Origin of the sequence: Kitasatospora sp. NPDC005748 (assembly GCF_040630735.1) — a bacterium.
Lineage (GTDB): Bacteria > Actinomycetota > Actinomycetes > Streptomycetales > Streptomycetaceae > Kitasatospora.
Genome location: NZ_JBEXYD010000027.1, coordinates 26658 through 41002, shown reverse-complemented (window position 1 = coordinate 41002; position 14345 = coordinate 26658). Strand labels below are relative to the sequence as shown.

Genomic DNA, 14345 nt, shown 5'->3' with positions numbered 1-14345 from the left:
TGCCCGGCCGAGTGGCCGGCGCCGATCCGGGGGCGGGTGTTGCGCTGACTTCCGGGGCCGTCCACCGGTACCGCGCGCCCGTCCGGCGTGCCGCCCGCACTTGCCGAGCCCACGCTGCCGCCCGGAGGCACCAGCACCATGACCACCACCGCTGCCGATCAGTCGCCCGTCGCCGCCGCCCTGGCCGGGCTGCCCCGGGTCGTGGACCTGCTGGCGGCCCGCGCCGAGGAACACGACCGCGACGCCACCTTCCCCTACCAGGGCATCGAGGCGGTGCACGAGGCCGGTCTGCTCACCCTCACCGTCGGACAGCGGTACGGCGGCCCCGGCGGCACGCTCGCCGACACCGTCCGGGTGCTCGCCCAACTCGGCCGGGGGGACGCCTCGGTGGCCGTGGTCACCGCCTTCACGCTGCTGCAGCACGCCGAGCAGGCCCGGGTGGCCGCCTGGCCGGCGGCCGGCTACCGGCGGCTGCTCACCGAGTCCCGCCGGGGGCCCGCCCTGGTCAACACCCTGCGCGCGGAGCCGGGCGGCCAGGGCGGCGCCCAGCCGGCCACGGTGGCCCGGCGGGACGGTGACGGCTGGCTGCTCAGTGGCCGAAAGACGTACTGCGCCGGTGCCGAGGCGCTGGCCTGGATGGCCGTCACCGCACGGACCGAGGAGCCGGTGCCGCGGATCGGCACCTTCCTGGTGCGCGGGGACAGCGAGGGCATCGAGGTCGACCCGACCTGGGACCAGCTCGGCCTGCGGGCCAGCGCCAGCCACGACGTCGTCCTGGACGCCGTCCGGGTGCCGGGCGAACTCGCGCTCGGACTCACCGCCCCGAGGAGCAACGGCCCGAGGACCACCGGCCGGGCCGGCGGGCCCGCCCGCGCCGGAACCGCGCCGTCCGGTGTCGAGGCCAAGGGTGTCGAGGCCAGGGGCGTCGAGGCCGGCGGCATCGAGGACGCGGGTGCCGCGGCCGCGGCACCCGCCGCCGAACTCACCCGCGCCTGGCACGATCTGGCCCTGTCCGCGGTCGCCCTCGGGGTCGCCCGCGCCGCCGAGCAGTGGCTGGTCCGCTTCCTCCACCAGCGCACTCCGGCCAACCTCACCGAGCCGCTCGGCAGCCTGCCCCGGTACCGCTGCGCGCTGGGTGAGATCGAGGCCCAGCTGATCGGCGCCGAGGAACTGGTCAACGGACTGGCACCGCGGGTGGACCGGGCCGAACCGGACGCCGTCGCCCGGACCGGTCCGGCGCAACTGCTCGCCACCCGGGCGGCGATAGCGGCCGTCCAGCAGGCGGTCTCGCTCACCGGCAACCCCGGCCTGAGCCGGCGTCACCCGCTGGAGCGCTATCTGCGGGACGTGCTCAGCAGCCGTGTCCACTTCGCCCCGGACGAGGCCGTCCTGGACGCCGCCGGCCGGGCCGCCCTGGAGCGCGAGCGGCGCCTCTGACCGGCCGGGCCCCGCTACGGCCCGAACGGCCCGGGCCCCGACCGATCGTGCGCGAGCGGTCGGGGCCCGGGCCGTTCGCCCGGCTCAGCGGGTGCCGACGGCGGCGCGGACGGCCCGGCGGGCCAGCGCCGCGTCGTCGTAGAGCCGGCGGATCATGATCCGCTGCTCCTCGCCGGCGCCGGGCACGTCGTACAGCCGGATCTCCCGCATCAGCACGAGCACCAGGTTCACCAGGAACGCGTCCCGGGCCAGTGTGCCGCCGCTCTGCGCGAGTTGGCTGATCTGCCGGCGGGCGGCGGTGTCCCCGGAGAGGACGCTCCAGAGCACGGCCAGGTCGTAGCCCGGCAGGTACCAGCCGGCCTGCTCCCAGTCGACCAGGACCGGCCCGGAGGGCGCCAGCAGCATGTTGCTGAGCAGGGCGTCGCCGTGACAGAGCTGGAGCGGTGCGTGGCTCAGGCCGTGCAGCAGGCCGCGCAGATCGCCGGCGTCCCGGTCGGTGAGCTGCCCCACCGAGTGGTAGCGGGCGATCTCCACCTGGTAGTCCAGCCGTGGCTGGAAGACGTCGGTCGGCGGCCGCCACAGGTTGAGCGTGCGGACCGCGCCGAGCAGCGCCCGCACCTCGCCCGGGGTCGGCGCGTTGGCGGGGTGGCGCTCCCGGGCGGCGGGCCGGCCGGGCACGCGCTCCATGACGAGCACGCAGCGGTCGTGGTCGGCCGCGACCAGCCGGGGCAGCCGCACCGGCGGGCGGTGCCGGACGAAGGCGCGGTAGACCGCGACCTCGTGGTGGAAGTCGGCCACCAGCTGCTCGAAGTACTCGCTCCGCACCGCCTGCGGGGCCAGGCACTTGGCGACCACCGGCGCGCGCCCGATGGTGCCCGCCACCAGGATGTGGCGGCTCCCCTCGCGCAGCACCTGGCGCGGGGTGAAGGCGGGGCATATCCGGGCGACACCCGCCAGCGCGGCCCGTACGGCCGGGGTCTGCAGCGCCGCCGGGTCGATCCGCTCGGGGGCACCGGGCTGACCGGGCCGCATCGGCGGGCGGAGCATCCGGCCGTCGCCGGGCCGGACGGCCGGCATCCGGGCGCCCGGCGGCAGGACGGACTCGGGGGCGCGCAGCCCCAGCGCCGTCCGGGCGGCCTGGCCCCGCGCGTCCGTGGTCCGGCCGTCGGCGCCGCGCGGCACCGCGGGGCGGCTCGGCGGCAGCTGCTTCGGACCGGGACGGCCGGCGGCCGCGCCCGGGGGGCGCAGCGCGGTGCGGGTCGCGGTCGGCGTGGGGGAGGTCGCGGAGGAGTACATGGGGTGAGGGTGGTCCCTTTCTGTCCGTCGGCGGGTGCGCCCCGCGGTGCGGGGAGGGCCGGTGCCGCGTGCTTGCTGGCGTGACGGCGGCCCTGTCTCGGTGCGGTGGGTGGAGCGCGGGCGCCGGGCACGGACGCGGGGGCCGGAGCCCCTTGCTTCGGCGGTGACCCGGTCGTTCCGCACCCTGGGGAATGCGGACGACCGGACTGCCGTGGCCGTGCCCGGCGCCCCCGCGCCACCCGGCCGCGCCACCCCCTCGGGTGAGGACCGGGGACGCCCCGTGACACGGTCGGGGGAGCACCCCCACCTGCCCGGGGCGCCGCCCGACCCGAGGGGCGAGGTGGCGCACCTCTACATCACACCCGGACGGCACTGGTTAGTAATGTGGCGGACCCTGGCGAAGCCTGGCGAATGCTCGCCTGGCACATGACGGAGCATCTAGCCTGAACCAGCCGAGGAACCTGGGGGCTTCACGTGAGCAGGGGACCCAACACCCGACTCGCCGATCTGTTCGTCCTGGCCGGATGGTCGAAGGGCGAGCTCGCACGGCTGGTCAACCGGCGTGGTGCGGCCATGGGAGAGCAGCAGCTGTCCACCGACACCTCGCGGGTCCGGCGCTGGATCGAGCACGGAGAGATCCCGCGCGATCCGGTGCCGAGGGTACTGGCGTCCGTGTTCACGGAGCGGCTCGGCCGTGTCGTCACCATTGAGGACCTCGGTCTGGAACGACACCGGCCCACCAGGACCGGAGCGGCGCAGTCCGCAGCACATCCATGGGAGCCGGATCGTACGGCCGCGGTCCTCACCGAGTTCACGGGAATGGACCTCATGCTCAACCGACGTGGATTGGTGGGTGCGGGCGCCGCGCTCACGGCCGGGGCGGTCATCGCCGACACTCTCAAGGGCTGGCTGGGCGGGGACGCCGTCGCGTACGCGGCCGCCGCGCCGGGCCCCCGGCAGGTGGTCACCCAGGGCGGGGCCCGCCCGGTGGTGGACGTGTACGACGCGGGCCCGGTCGGGCTCGACGAGGTGGAGGCACTGGAGCGCTCGGTCCAGGTGTTCCGCGCCTGGGACGCGGCGCGCGGCGGCGGCCTCCAGCGCAAGGCGGTGGTGGGACAGCTCAACGAGGTGGGCGGGCTGCTGACGCACCGCCACGGCCAGGCCGTGGAGCAGCGGCTCTGGCTGGTCGCGGCCAACCTCGCGGTGCTGGCCGGCTGGATGTCGCACGACGTCGGCCTGGAGTCGACCGCGCAGAAGTACTTCATGATCGCCGCCGAGTCGGCCAAGGAGGCCGGCGACCGCCCCCGGGCCGGTGAGGCGATCTCCCGGGCCGCCCGCCAGATGGTGCACCTGGGCCGCGCCGACGACGCGATCGACCTGATGGCCGCGGCCCGGGCGAGCGGCGGCCGGGTGCTGCCCAGAACCCGGGCGATGCTGAACACCGTGGAGGCCTGGGCGCACGCCTCGGTCGGACACTCGCAGGACACCCGGCGGCTGCTCGGCGAGGCCGAGGACCTCTTCGCCGAGGACATGTCCGAGCCGCCGCCCTCCTGGATGCAGCTCTTCGACGAGGCCGAGCTGCGCGGGATGCAGGCGCTGGTGCTGCGCACCCTGGCCGAGCACGATCTGACGGCCGCTCCGGAGGCGCGCCGCCAGGCCGAGCGGGTGATCAAGCTGCGCGAGGGCACCGGTCAGCTGCGTTCGGCGCTGTTCGACCGGATCACGCTCGCCTCGGTGCACTGGCTCAGCGGGGAGCCCGACGCGGCGGAGCTCCAGGCCAAGATGGTGATGAACCTGATCGGCCAGAACTCCTCGCACCGCACCTGGGACCGGTTGCGCGAGATGTACCGGCTGACCGCCCGGTACCGGGGGCTGCCGGTGGTGGACGAGCTGCGGGTGGAGCTCGGGCGGGAGTTGCGGCAGGCGGACGCCAAGAACCGGCCCAGGTTCGCCTGAGCCGGCCGCGGTCCGTCCGAGCCGCCGGTGCTCCGGGCGTTCGGGGCTGTGAGCCGCCCGGAACTGTGAGCCGTCCGGGGCTGTGAGCCGTCCGGGGCCCGGCGTCGGCCGGGGGCGGCATGCGTCAGCCGGGGTCGGCGGGGCGCAGCAGCATCCGCAGCGCCGTCACGGTGCCGTCGTTCCCGAGGACCGGCTCGCCCGCGCACTCCACCGTGGTGCGGGCACCGTCGGGGTGGCTGACCTGGAGGGTGCCGAAGGCGTGGCGGCCGTGCACCAGGGCGTCGGTCATCATCCGGCGCAGCTGCGGCCGGTCCGCCTCGGCGAGCCGGTCGGGCAGCCGGTCGAGGCTGAGCGGTCCGTGCCCCGGGTCGCAGCCGAGCAGCCGGTACACCTCGGCGGACCACCGGACGTCGTCGGTGAGGAGGTCCCACTCGGCGGAGCCGACCACGGGACCGGAGTGCGCCTGCGTCGTGCCGTCCACTCTGCCGCCCACCGACCCGTCGTCCGCCCCGGTGTCCGTCCGTCGGGCATCGCTGCGGCGGGCGGCCCGGCGGGCGGCAGTGGCAGGCATGCTCATGGCGATTCCATCGGGTCGAGGCCGGCGCCGGGCCGGCGGAGAGGGAGGTGGGGAGGGTGGCCGCAGGGTGGCCGTGAGGTGGGAAGCTGTCAAGCAGTGAGAAGACTGTCGCACAGCGGAGTCACCCTCGTGGGGGATTTGAGCAGATCTCTGGCAAAATTCCCCCGGCATATGCCACTGCGGCAGGAGGGTCGATCGCCCTGTGTGCGGCGAGGTGTCCGAGGCGGTAACCTTCGGTGATTCCGGCGCCCGGGCGCCCACCGCAGTACCGACCACCGACCCCGGCGACGGAAATCCCGTTGCCACTACGACCGCCGCAACGGATGCTGACCTCATGTTCGAGCCAGTGATAGCACCCAGTGCCAGCCTCCTCGGCCTCCTTCAGCGAGGCCGCGGTGACGGGCAGCTCCACGCGCTGGCCGCCGACCGTACCGACGCCATCGCCGCGCTCCAGGAGTGCGTCACCAGGGACCCGAGAGCCGACTGGCAGGTCGAGAACCGCTCCCTCTACTACGCGCGCCTCTACATGGAACTGGAGGCGCCGCTCGACGGCATCGAGGACCACCTCCACGACCCGGAGGACCTCCTCGACGACGACGAGTACCGCACCGGTCTCGCCCTGTCCGTCCTGGGCCACCTCGCCGCGTACGGCCGGCGCGACGCGCTGCTGATGCTGCGCGAGTACGCCGCCACCGGCACCAACTGGGCCTGGGCGCTGGACGAGCTCGCGCTGCGCGACGACGACCGCGGCCTGCTGCTGCTCGGTACCGCGGTGCTGGACCGGTTCCCGCCGGGCCCCGAGGGCGACGCCGAGCTGCGTGAGTTCATCCGCGGCGCGTACGAGCCACGGCCGTGGCGGCTCTGGGCGGCCTACCACCCGCGGGTCGCGGCGGCGAGCGAGCAGTCCCCGTTCGACCTCTGGCAGCGCCAGGTGAACCGCACCGGCGTGACCCCGGGCTGGTCCACCGCCGACGTGCTCGTCTGGGCCGACCAGGGCGAGCTCGGCGGCCTCGGCGCCGCCGCCTTCGCCGGCCGGCCCGACCGCTCGGAGCCCGCCCGCGACGGCGGTGATCCCGCCGGCCCCGATGCCGTGGACCGCAGGGCCGCCGCCGCCGCCCGCTGCCTGGCCGCCGTGGTCCGCCCCGAGGACCGCCCCGCCGTGCTGGAGGCCGCGCGGAACGGACTGCCCGGTGCCCGCCGGGCCGCCCTGCGCTACCTGGTCGACCAGCGGGACCCGGCCGCCGCCGGCCTGATCGAGGCCGCCGCCGCCGATGTCGACGACCGGACGGTGCGCGCCGCCCTGGAACTGATCGGCCGGATGCGCGGCCCCGAGGCGCTGGCCCATGCCCGCCGCTGGGCCGACCCGGCCACCGGCGGCGCGGACAGCGCCCTCGGCGAGGCCGCCGTCCAACTGCTCGCCGACGCCGGGGAGCCCGGCGACGCGGCGCTCGTGGTGGCCGGGCTGCGCCGCTGGATCTCGGTCCGCGGGGTCGGCGGCCCCGGGCTGGGGTCGCTGGTCGACGGTGCGGGGCGGCTTGCCGCCGCCGAGGCCGTCCCCGTCCTGCGCCACATCTACGGCGAGGCCGCCTCCTCCGAGCTGCGCGGCCGGGCCGCCCGCGCGCTCGCCGCGACCGACGTGGCCTTTCCCGAGGGCCCGGCCGTCGAGTGCCTCTGGGACTGCGAGGAATCCACCCGTGAGCTCGCCGCGAGGCACGTCGCCACCACCGGCGACGCCCGCGTGCTGGAGCGCCTGCGCCGCCTCGCGGCCGACCCGGCCGAGGAGGCCGAGGTCCACGCCGCCGTGCGCGGCCGGCTGACCGCCGCCCGCGAGCGAAGTCGGTAGGACCCCCCGACACCACACCCGGGGCGACACCCCGATCCCGGGTACGACGAAGCGGGCCGGGCACCAGATCAGGTGCCCGGCCCGCTTCGTCGTACCCGGGAGGTCATCGGTGGAACCGCGTTCTATTTCACCACGCCGGCGTCGGCCGCCAGGGTGCCGGTGCTGACCAGGACGATGATCAGAATGCCCAGCGCCACCCGGTACACCACGAACGGCATGAAGCTGTTGTTCGAGATGTACTTCAGGAACCACGCGATCGCCGCGTAGCCGACCGCGAAGGCGATCAGGGTGGCCAGGATGGTCGGCCCCCAGGCCGGTGAGGGGCCCTCGCCGATCTTGGTCAGCTCCAGCAGGCCGGAGGCCAGCACGGCCGGGATGGCGAGCAGGAACGAGTACCGGGCGGCCGCCTCGCGGCTGTAGCCGAGCAGCAGCCCGGCGCTGATGGTGCCGCCGGAGCGGGAGACGCCGGGGATCAGCGCGAGTGCCTGCGCCATGCCGTAGGCGGCGGCGTGCGGCAGGGTCAGGTCGGTGATCGGCTTGGCGTGCCGGACGGCCCGGGTCCGGTCGGCCACCGCCAGGATCAGGCCGAAGACGATCAGCGTGGTGCCGATGATCCGCAGGTCGCGGAGGTTGGTCTCGATGGTGTCCTGGAACAGCTTGCCGAGGATGCCGATCGGCAGCGTGCCGATGATCACGAACCAGCCCATCCGGGCGTCCTGGTGCGAGCGCAGCGCCGGACGGAACAGCGAGAGCGTCCAGGTCTTCACGATCGAGGCGATGTCCCGGCGGAAGTAGATCAGCACGGCGGACTCGGTGCCGAGCTGGGTCACGGCGGTGAACGCCGCACCCGGGTCGTCCCAGCCCAGCAGGGCCGAGAAGACCCGCAGGTGGGCACTGGAGGAGATCGGCAGGAACTCGGTGAGCCCCTGGATCAGGCCGAGGACGGCTCCGTGGAACCAGTCGATCACCGGACACCCGCCCGGGGTATCCGTCGCTCGATGAGCATCAGCGGTCCTTGTAGGTCGGTGCGGGAGCATGCCGTCGGCATGCACGGGGCACATGCCGATGGCATGCGAACCGCCGGGTCCGCCCGGCGCTCGGGCTGCGCGGGCCCGGCGCGCGCCTGATGCTACGCGGTGAAGGTGACAGCCTCGCTTCCGCCCCCGTTCCGGCCTGCCCGGTCCGGGAGTGGCCCGGCTCCGCTCAGCGCGGGACGGGGCGGGCTCGGACCCAGGTCCGGTCCTCGGTCAGGTGGGCGTCCACGGCCAGCCCCGCCTCGGCCAGGGCCCGCTCGAACGCGGCGGTGTCGAGCGGGCGGGACAGGAAGGTCTGGGTCCAGCGCGCGTCCGGGAACTCGTACTCGACGTGCACCGAGTTCACGCCGTCCCCGACCGGGGTGACCGACGCCACCCGCACCAGCCCGTCCCGGCCCAGCGGGCGCTCGCGCGGCACGTCGCGCATCCAGTCCTCGCCCTCGCGCTGCAGCAGCACCAGGCCGTCGTCCGCGACGTGCCGCCGGCAGGTGTCCAGCAGCCCGCGCCGGACGGCCGGGTCGCCGGCGTGCACCAGGAAGGAGGCGAGCAGGACGACGTCGAACCGCTCGTCGAGGTCCAGCCGCTCGATCGGGCTGCGCACCGTCCGGGCGCCCCGGACCCGGGCCAGCATCTCGGCGGACTCGTCCACGGCCGTCACCGTGAAGCCGAGGTCGAGCAGGGGGTGGGTCATCCGGCCCACCCCGCAGCCCAGCTCCAGGATGCGGGCTCCGGCGGGGACCGCCTTTCTGATCACCTCGGGCTCGCCGTTCAGCGGCAGCCGCTCGTACATCTCCACCGCGCACCCGTCCGGGGTGATCGGGCCCGGTCCGGTTCCCTGGTACCCGTTGCGTCGTTCATCGGCCATGCGTCCCATCGGAGCACGGGCGGGCTGGACGGGGAAGAGGGCGACGCGGTGCCCGAACTGCTTGCTACATACCCCTGGGGGGTATATGTTCGGTGACGACGAACCGAGGGGCACGGAGCAAGCGGAGGACGACATGGCGCATCCCGCACAGCACGAGCGCGGACACCTGCACCAGCACGCCGAGCACGGCCACGGCCACGCCGGCCACGAGACGCACGCCGGCCACGCCGGCCACGGCCGCCACGGTGGTCACGACGACGGTGGGGCGAGCTGGCGGACCGCCGCCCAGGCGACCCTGCACTGCCTCACCGGCTGCGCCATCGGCGAGATCCTGGGCATGGTCCTCGGCACCGCCTTCGGCCTGCACAACGGTGCGACCGTGGTGCTCTCGGTGCTGCTGGCCTTCGTCTTCGGCTACGCCCTGACCATGCGCGGTGTGCTGAAGGCCGGGCTGGACGTCCGCGCCGCCGTCAAGCTCGCGCTGGCCGCCGACACCGTGTCGATCCTGGTCATGGAGCTGATCGACAACACCGTGATGGTCACCGTGCCGGGGGCGATGGACGCGGGCCTCGGCGACGCGCTGTTCTGGGTCGCGCTGGCGGGCTCGCTGGCCCTCGCGTTCACCCTGACCGTGCCGGTCAACAAGTGGATGATCGGCCGGGGCCGCGGCCACGCGGTCGTCCACGCCCACCACCAGCACTGACCACGAGCGGGTTCGCCCCCGTCTCCCGGGTTCGGCCGGGAGACGGGGGCCGCGGTGTCCCGGGTCAGGCCCGGTCGAGGGCGGTCAGGGTCTCGCGCAGCCAGGCCAGCTCGGCCTCGGTGGTGGCGCGGGCGATCAGCAGCATCCCGCGTCGGAACGGGTCACCGAACTCCTCGGCGCCCACCGGGCGGGCGCCGTCGTAGAAGAAGCTGGCCGGCTCGCTGAGGAAGGCGAGCCGGCGGCGCAGCACGGCGGCCTGTGCCCGCGGGTCGTCGTCGAGGTGGCGCAGGAAGGCCAGCACGGTGAACCAGCGGTTCTCGTCGCTGATGTCCAGGTCCTCCGGGGTGCGGAGCCGGTCGAGCAGCGCGGTCCGGCCGGCGTCGGTGAGGTGGAGGGTGTGCCGGGGCGCCGCCGCCGTACCCGGTTCGGTCGTACGGACCAGCAGGTCGTCGGCCTCCAGGCGTTTGATCGCCGGGTAGAGCGTGCCGTCGCTGATCGGCCGGACGTGTCCGGTGAGTGCGGCGAGATGGCGGCGCAGCTCATAGCCGTGCAGTGGCCGGTCGCGGAGGAACCCGAGGATCGCGAGCTTCAGCATGGGGCCACTCTCTCAGATCGGGCTGCGTTAACTCGCTGTCGCTATACCTCGTCGCCGAGGTATGGTCCTTCCGTCGCGATGAGCCGCGGCGCCCCGCCGGCCGGGCGTCCGGCCCCGCGTCAGCCCTGCTCTGCCCTGCCCCGAGAAGGAGTACGACCATGCGCCAGGCCATCGTCACCCCGAGCGAGGACCGGATCCGCTGGGTGGAGGTGCCCGGTGCCGAGCCGGCCCGGGTCTATCTGCACGGCCTCGGAGCCAGCTCGCCCGTCTACTTCGCCGGTGCGGCGGCCCACCCGCTGCTGGCCGGGCGCCGCTCGCTCCTGCTGGACCTGCTGGGCTTCGGCATCAGCGACCGGCCCACCGACTTCCCGTACACGCTGGAGGCCCACGCCGACGCGGTGGCGGCGGCGCTCGACGAGGCCGGGCTGGCGGAGGTCGAGCTGGTCGGGCACAGCATGGGCGGCGCGGTGGCGATCGTCCTCGCCCACCGGCACCCCCGGCTGGTCGCGAACCTCCTCCTGGTCGACGCCAACCTCGATCCGATCACGCCGGTCCGCCGCCCGGGCAGCAGCGGGATCGCGACCTTCGGCGAGGAGGAGTTCCTGGCCGGCGGCCGGGAGGAGGTGCGGAGGTGGGTCGGGCCGCTCTGGTGGTCCACGATGCGGCTGGCCGGTCCCGAGGCCCTCCACCGCAGCGCCGTCCACACCGCCCGGGGCACCGTGCCGACCATGCGCGAGACCCTGCTGGACCTGGAGATCCCCAGGACGTTCCTCCACCCGCAGGCCGACGGCGAGCTGCCGGGGGCGGAGCGGCTGCGGGCGTCGGGGGTCGAGGTGGTGGCGGTCCCGGACTGCGGCCACAACATCATGTTCGACAACCTGGACGGGTTCGCCGCGATCGCCGCCACCGCGCTGGCCCGTCGAGCCTGAGGCCGCCCTGCCCTGTCCTGCCCCTTCGCCGGGTGGCCGCGCGCCCTGGCCGGCGATCGATCCGAAACCGCTCGCCGAGACCCGGGCTTCGAGCTGCTGCCGGCCCTCCGCGACCGCCGGGCCGGCCTCGCCGCCACCGCCGACCTCTCGCGCGTCCTGCACCGCCGACTCGACGCGATGACCGATGCCCGTGCGAGCGCCCGGACCCTCACCCGCGTCCTCCGGAACGCGCTCCGGGAGGTCGAGGAGGCCGCTGCTGACTTCCACTCAAAGCGCTGTCTCCGACGCCTCGTTGACCAGGCGGACCCGACGTGAAGGACGCTGCCCGGGGTCAGTAGGATCCACCCGTCCCAGGGGAGGAGACGGGTGTGGGTGCCGACTGGTGCGAGCGGTGCGAGATGTCGTGGTGCGATTGCCCGGCCGACGGGTCGGTGCCGCGACTCGACCGTGCGATGGCGGTGCTGGGTGCCACCTGGGCGGGCTGGCCGACCGGGGCGACGGCCATCGTCTCGCCCACCGGCTACGCCCATCTGCCGGGGTGCTTCCATCTCACGGAGAGCGTCCTCGCCGCGCCCCGGTACGGCTGGGTGACCGAGCCGGTGTCCGGCCACCACGTCACCCGTGCGCAGCCCCTGCGGGCCACCGCGGACAACCGCGACCGGATCGCCACCAAGTCCTGCCCGACCTGCTTCGAGTGAGCCGCCCGGGGGTGGGCGCCGGGCCCTGTCGACGGCCCCGCGCTCACCCCCGCGGCAGGACGAACCGCAGTGGCGTCCCGGGGCGGGCCTGGGCGGCCGCGGCGAGGTCCGCGGGCGGCACGACGCCCACGACGGGGTAGCCGCCGGTGGTGGGGTGGTCGGCCAGGAAGACCACCGGCCGTCCGTCCGGCGGGATCTGGACGGCGCCCAGCACCATGCCCTCGCTGGGCAGTTCACCGCTGACGGCCCGGCCGACCGGCGGGCCGTCGGTGCGCAGCGCGATCCGGTTGCTCGCCGCCGCCACCCGGTACCGGTCGCGGGCCAGCCGGGCGACCGCGTCCGGTGCGAACCAGTCGGCACGCGGCCCCGGCCGCAGCCGCAGCACCAGCTCGGTCGGGGGAGCGGGCAGGGGCACCAGGTCGGGCGCGGGCCGGTGGGGCGGGGGAGGCCCGACCGGCAGCACGTCGCCGACGGCCAGTGGCGCCGGGCCCAGCCCCGAGAGCAGGTCGGCCGAGCGGCTGCCGAGCACCGGGGGCACCGCGATCCCGCCCGCCACCGCGAGGTAGCCCCGTACGCCGTGGGTGGCGGCGCCGACCTCCACCAGGGCGCCGTCGGGGACGACGACGGGCGCGCCCCAGGCGGCGGGCCGCCCGTCCACCAGGACGGCGGCGGGCGCGCCGGTGACGGCGACGACGGCCGGCCCGTGCGCGCGCAGGGCGACCCCGCCGAGGGTGGTCTCCAGCGCGGCCGCGCCGGGCCCGTTGCCGACCAGGCGGTTGGCGGCGCGCAGCGCGGGCTCGTCGAGCGCGCCGGCCCGGGGCACGCCGAGGTGGGCGACGCCGCGCCGCCCGAGGTCCTGCACGGTGGTCAGCGGCCCGGGCCGGACGACCGCCAGCGACCGGTCGGCCGAGGGCCCGCCGGGCGCCGTCACCCGGCACCGCCGCGCACCGCGGTGAAGCGGACCCGCACACCCGGGGCCAGCAGGGCGGCCGGCTCCCGGGAGGGGTCCCAGAGCGGGAGGCCGGTGCGGCCGAGGAGCTGCCAGCCGCCGGGGGAGGAGCGCGGATAGACGCCGGTGTAGGGGCCGGCCAGGGCGACCGAGCCGGCCGGGACGGAGCTGCGGGGGGAGGCCCGGCGCGGCGTCCCGTACTGCCGCGGCAGGCCGGTGAGGTAGCCGAAGCCGGGGGCGAAGCCGCAGAAGGCGACCACGTACTCGGGCGCGGTGTGGATCCGGACGGCCGCCTCGGGGGAGACCTCCCAGAGCGCCGCGACCTCGGCCAGGTCGGCGCCGTCGTAGACGGTCGGCACCTCCAGCAGGGGGCCGGGGGCGGCGCCGGCCGCCGTGGGGCGGGCGGTGCGCAGCAGGGCGGTGAGCGCCCGGACGTCGGCCACGCCGTCGAGCAGGACGGTCCGCGCGGCCGGGACGATCTCCTCCACCGGGGTCAGCTCACCCGCCGCCTGCCGTTCGCGCAGCCAGCCGTACAGCGCGCCGACCTCGGCCGTCCCGGCGACCTCGACCAGCAGCGCCCGCTCGCCGACCGCCCGGACCAGGAGTGCGTCGCCGACCGGGGCGCCCGGGGGCCCGCCGGCGGGCGCGCCGCCCGCGGGGCCCGCCGTCCCGCCGCCGGTCGTCACGCGAAGGGCTCCACCCGCACGCCCGCCGAGGCGAGCGCGCCGCGGATCCGCCAGGCCAGCTGGGCGGCCCCGGGAGTGTCACCGTGCACGCACAGCGAGCGCGCCTCGACGCCGATCGGCTCGCCCCCGACGGCCTCGACCACGCCGTCCCGGGCCATCGCGACCGCGCGCGTGATGACCGTCTCGGGGTCGTGGATGACGGCGTCCGGTTCGCTGCGCGGCACCAGGGTGCCCGCCCAGGTGTAGGCGCGGTCGGCGAACGCCTCGGCGACCACCGGGAGCCCGACGCCCTCGGCGACCGCCAGCAGCCGCGAGCCGGGCAGGCCGAGCACCGGGAGCGGGCCGTCGCAGACCGCCCCGGCCCGCAGCACGCCCGCGACCACCGCCTCGGCCTGTTCGGCGTCGGTCACCACCCGGTTGTAGAGGGCGCCGTGCGGTTTGACGTAGGAGACCCGGGAGCCCGCCGCGCGGGCGAATACCTGGAGGGCGCCGATCTGGTAGGCGATCTCGTCGGCCAGCTCCTCCGGAGGGACGTCCATCGCCCGGCGGCCGAAGCCGGCCAGGTCCCGGTAGGAGACCTGGGCGCCGATCCGTACGCCGCGCTCGGCGGCCAGCGCGCAGACCCGCCGCATGGTGGACGGATCTCCCGCGTGGAAGCCGCAGGCGACGTTGGCGCTGGTCACCACGGAGAGCAGGGCCTCGTCGTCGGTCAGCGTCCAGCGTCCGAACCCCTCGCCGAGGTCCGCATTGAGATCGATCACCGCATCGGCCACGCCC

At 75.6% G+C, this 14345-nt stretch carries 14 protein-coding genes; 6 read left to right on the top strand and 8 right to left on the bottom strand.

What is annotated here, in order from left to right; genetic code table 11:
* Positions 1 to 138: 138 nt before the first annotated feature.
* Positions 139 to 1437, top strand: a complete 1299-nt coding sequence (locus tag ABZ495_RS20430) for an acyl-CoA dehydrogenase family protein (protein WP_359837243.1) — start codon at positions 139 to 141, stop codon at positions 1435 to 1437.
* 84 nt (positions 1438 to 1521) lie between these two features.
* Here ABZ495_RS20430 and ABZ495_RS20425 read toward each other — a convergent pair whose 3' ends face one another.
* Complete coding sequence (locus tag ABZ495_RS20425; protein WP_329490837.1) at positions 1522 to 2733, bottom strand: phosphotransferase; 1212 nt, start codon at positions 2731 to 2733, stop codon at positions 1522 to 1524.
* A 474-nt stretch (positions 2734 to 3207) separates the two neighbouring features.
* On the opposite strand from ABZ495_RS20425, the gene ABZ495_RS20420 reads away from it, so the two are divergent.
* Entirely contained in the window at positions 3208 to 4689 is a 1482-nt protein-coding gene (locus ABZ495_RS20420; RefSeq protein WP_359837242.1) for a hypothetical protein, read from the top strand.
* Between the two features lie 124 nt (positions 4690 to 4813).
* On the opposite strand, the gene ABZ495_RS20415 is transcribed toward ABZ495_RS20420, so the two are convergent.
* Entirely contained in the window at positions 4814 to 5266 is a 453-nt protein-coding gene (locus ABZ495_RS20415) for a hypothetical protein (RefSeq protein WP_359837240.1), read from the bottom strand.
* Between the two features lie 334 nt (positions 5267 to 5600).
* Here ABZ495_RS20415 and ABZ495_RS20410 point away from each other — a divergent pair, with 334 nt between their 5' ends.
* Positions 5601 to 7109, top strand: a complete 1509-nt coding sequence (locus ABZ495_RS20410; protein WP_359808378.1) for a HEAT repeat domain-containing protein — start codon at positions 5601 to 5603, stop codon at positions 7107 to 7109.
* A gap of 122 nt (positions 7110 to 7231) precedes the next feature.
* Here ABZ495_RS20410 and ABZ495_RS20405 read toward each other — a convergent pair whose 3' ends face one another.
* A complete protein-coding gene (locus ABZ495_RS20405) occupies positions 7232 to 8074 on the bottom strand; it encodes an undecaprenyl-diphosphate phosphatase (RefSeq protein ID WP_329492356.1) in 843 nt (280 codons plus the stop codon).
* Positions 8075 to 8312: 238 nt separating this feature from the next.
* Positions 8313 to 9008: a class I SAM-dependent methyltransferase gene (locus ABZ495_RS20400; protein WP_359810802.1), complete on the bottom strand. Its 696-nt coding sequence runs from the start codon at positions 9006 to 9008 to the stop codon at positions 8313 to 8315.
* A 133-nt stretch (positions 9009 to 9141) separates the two neighbouring features.
* Here ABZ495_RS20400 and ABZ495_RS20395 point away from each other — a divergent pair, with 133 nt between their 5' ends.
* Complete coding sequence (locus ABZ495_RS20395; RefSeq protein WP_359837237.1) at positions 9142 to 9711, top strand: DUF4396 domain-containing protein; 570 nt, start codon at positions 9142 to 9144, stop codon at positions 9709 to 9711.
* Between the two features lie 64 nt (positions 9712 to 9775).
* On the opposite strand, the gene ABZ495_RS20390 is transcribed toward ABZ495_RS20395, so the two are convergent.
* Entirely contained in the window at positions 9776 to 10306 is a 531-nt protein-coding gene (locus ABZ495_RS20390) for a PadR family transcriptional regulator (RefSeq protein ID WP_359837235.1), read from the bottom strand.
* A gap of 158 nt (positions 10307 to 10464) precedes the next feature.
* Here ABZ495_RS20390 and ABZ495_RS20385 point away from each other — a divergent pair, with 158 nt between their 5' ends.
* On the top strand, positions 10465 to 11235 hold the full coding sequence (locus ABZ495_RS20385) for an alpha/beta hydrolase (protein ID WP_359837233.1): 771 nt from the start codon (positions 10465 to 10467) through the stop codon (positions 11233 to 11235).
* A 368-nt stretch (positions 11236 to 11603) separates the two neighbouring features.
* Positions 11604 to 11933 carry a hypothetical protein gene (locus tag ABZ495_RS20380; protein WP_359837231.1) on the top strand — a complete coding sequence of 110 codons (330 nt, stop codon included), beginning with the start codon at positions 11604 to 11606 and terminating at the stop codon, positions 11931 to 11933.
* A gap of 43 nt (positions 11934 to 11976) precedes the next feature.
* Here ABZ495_RS20380 and ABZ495_RS20375 read toward each other — a convergent pair whose 3' ends face one another.
* The 3 genes from ABZ495_RS20375 to ABZ495_RS20365 all read right to left on the bottom strand — a co-directional run bounded on the left by ABZ495_RS20375 (position 11977) and on the right by ABZ495_RS20365 (position 14341).
* Positions 11977 to 12864: a biotin-dependent carboxyltransferase family protein gene (locus ABZ495_RS20375; protein ID WP_359810816.1), complete on the bottom strand. Its 888-nt coding sequence runs from the start codon at positions 12862 to 12864 to the stop codon at positions 11977 to 11979.
* Positions 12861 to 13484, bottom strand: coding sequence for a 5-oxoprolinase subunit PxpB (gene pxpB, locus ABZ495_RS20370; protein ID WP_329492357.1), 624 nt, complete (start codon positions 13482 to 13484; stop codon positions 12861 to 12863). The genes ABZ495_RS20375 and pxpB overlap by 4 nt, the downstream gene beginning before the upstream one ends.
* An 80-nt stretch (positions 13485 to 13564) precedes the next feature.
* Positions 13565 to 14341, bottom strand: coding sequence for a 5-oxoprolinase subunit PxpA (locus tag ABZ495_RS20365; protein ID WP_352295067.1), 777 nt, complete (start codon positions 14339 to 14341; stop codon positions 13565 to 13567).
* Positions 14342 to 14345 lie beyond the last annotated feature (4 nt).

Coding starts and splice junctions, on each gene's coding strand:
- ABZ495_RS20410 (WP_359808378.1), top strand. CDS start 5,601: ATGTTCGAGCCAGTGATAGCACCCAGTGCCAGCCTCCTCGGCCTCCTT.
- ABZ495_RS20385 (WP_359837233.1), top strand. CDS start 10,465: ATGCGCCAGGCCATCGTCACCCCGAGCGAGGACCGGATCCGCTGGGTG.
- ABZ495_RS20425 (WP_329490837.1), bottom strand. CDS start 2,733: ATGTACTCCTCCGCGACCTCCCCCACGCCGACCGCGACCCGCACCGCG.
- ABZ495_RS20400 (WP_359810802.1), bottom strand. CDS start 9,008: ATGGCCGATGAACGACGCAACGGGTACCAGGGAACCGGACCGGGCCCG.
- ABZ495_RS20430 (WP_359837243.1), top strand. CDS start 139: ATGACCACCACCGCTGCCGATCAGTCGCCCGTCGCCGCCGCCCTGGCC.
- ABZ495_RS20415 (WP_359837240.1), bottom strand. CDS start 5,266: ATGAGCATGCCTGCCACTGCCGCCCGCCGGGCCGCCCGCCGCAGCGAT.
- ABZ495_RS20390 (WP_359837235.1), bottom strand. CDS start 10,306: ATGCTGAAGCTCGCGATCCTCGGGTTCCTCCGCGACCGGCCACTGCAC.
- ABZ495_RS20395 (WP_359837237.1), top strand. CDS start 9,142: ATGGCGCATCCCGCACAGCACGAGCGCGGACACCTGCACCAGCACGCC.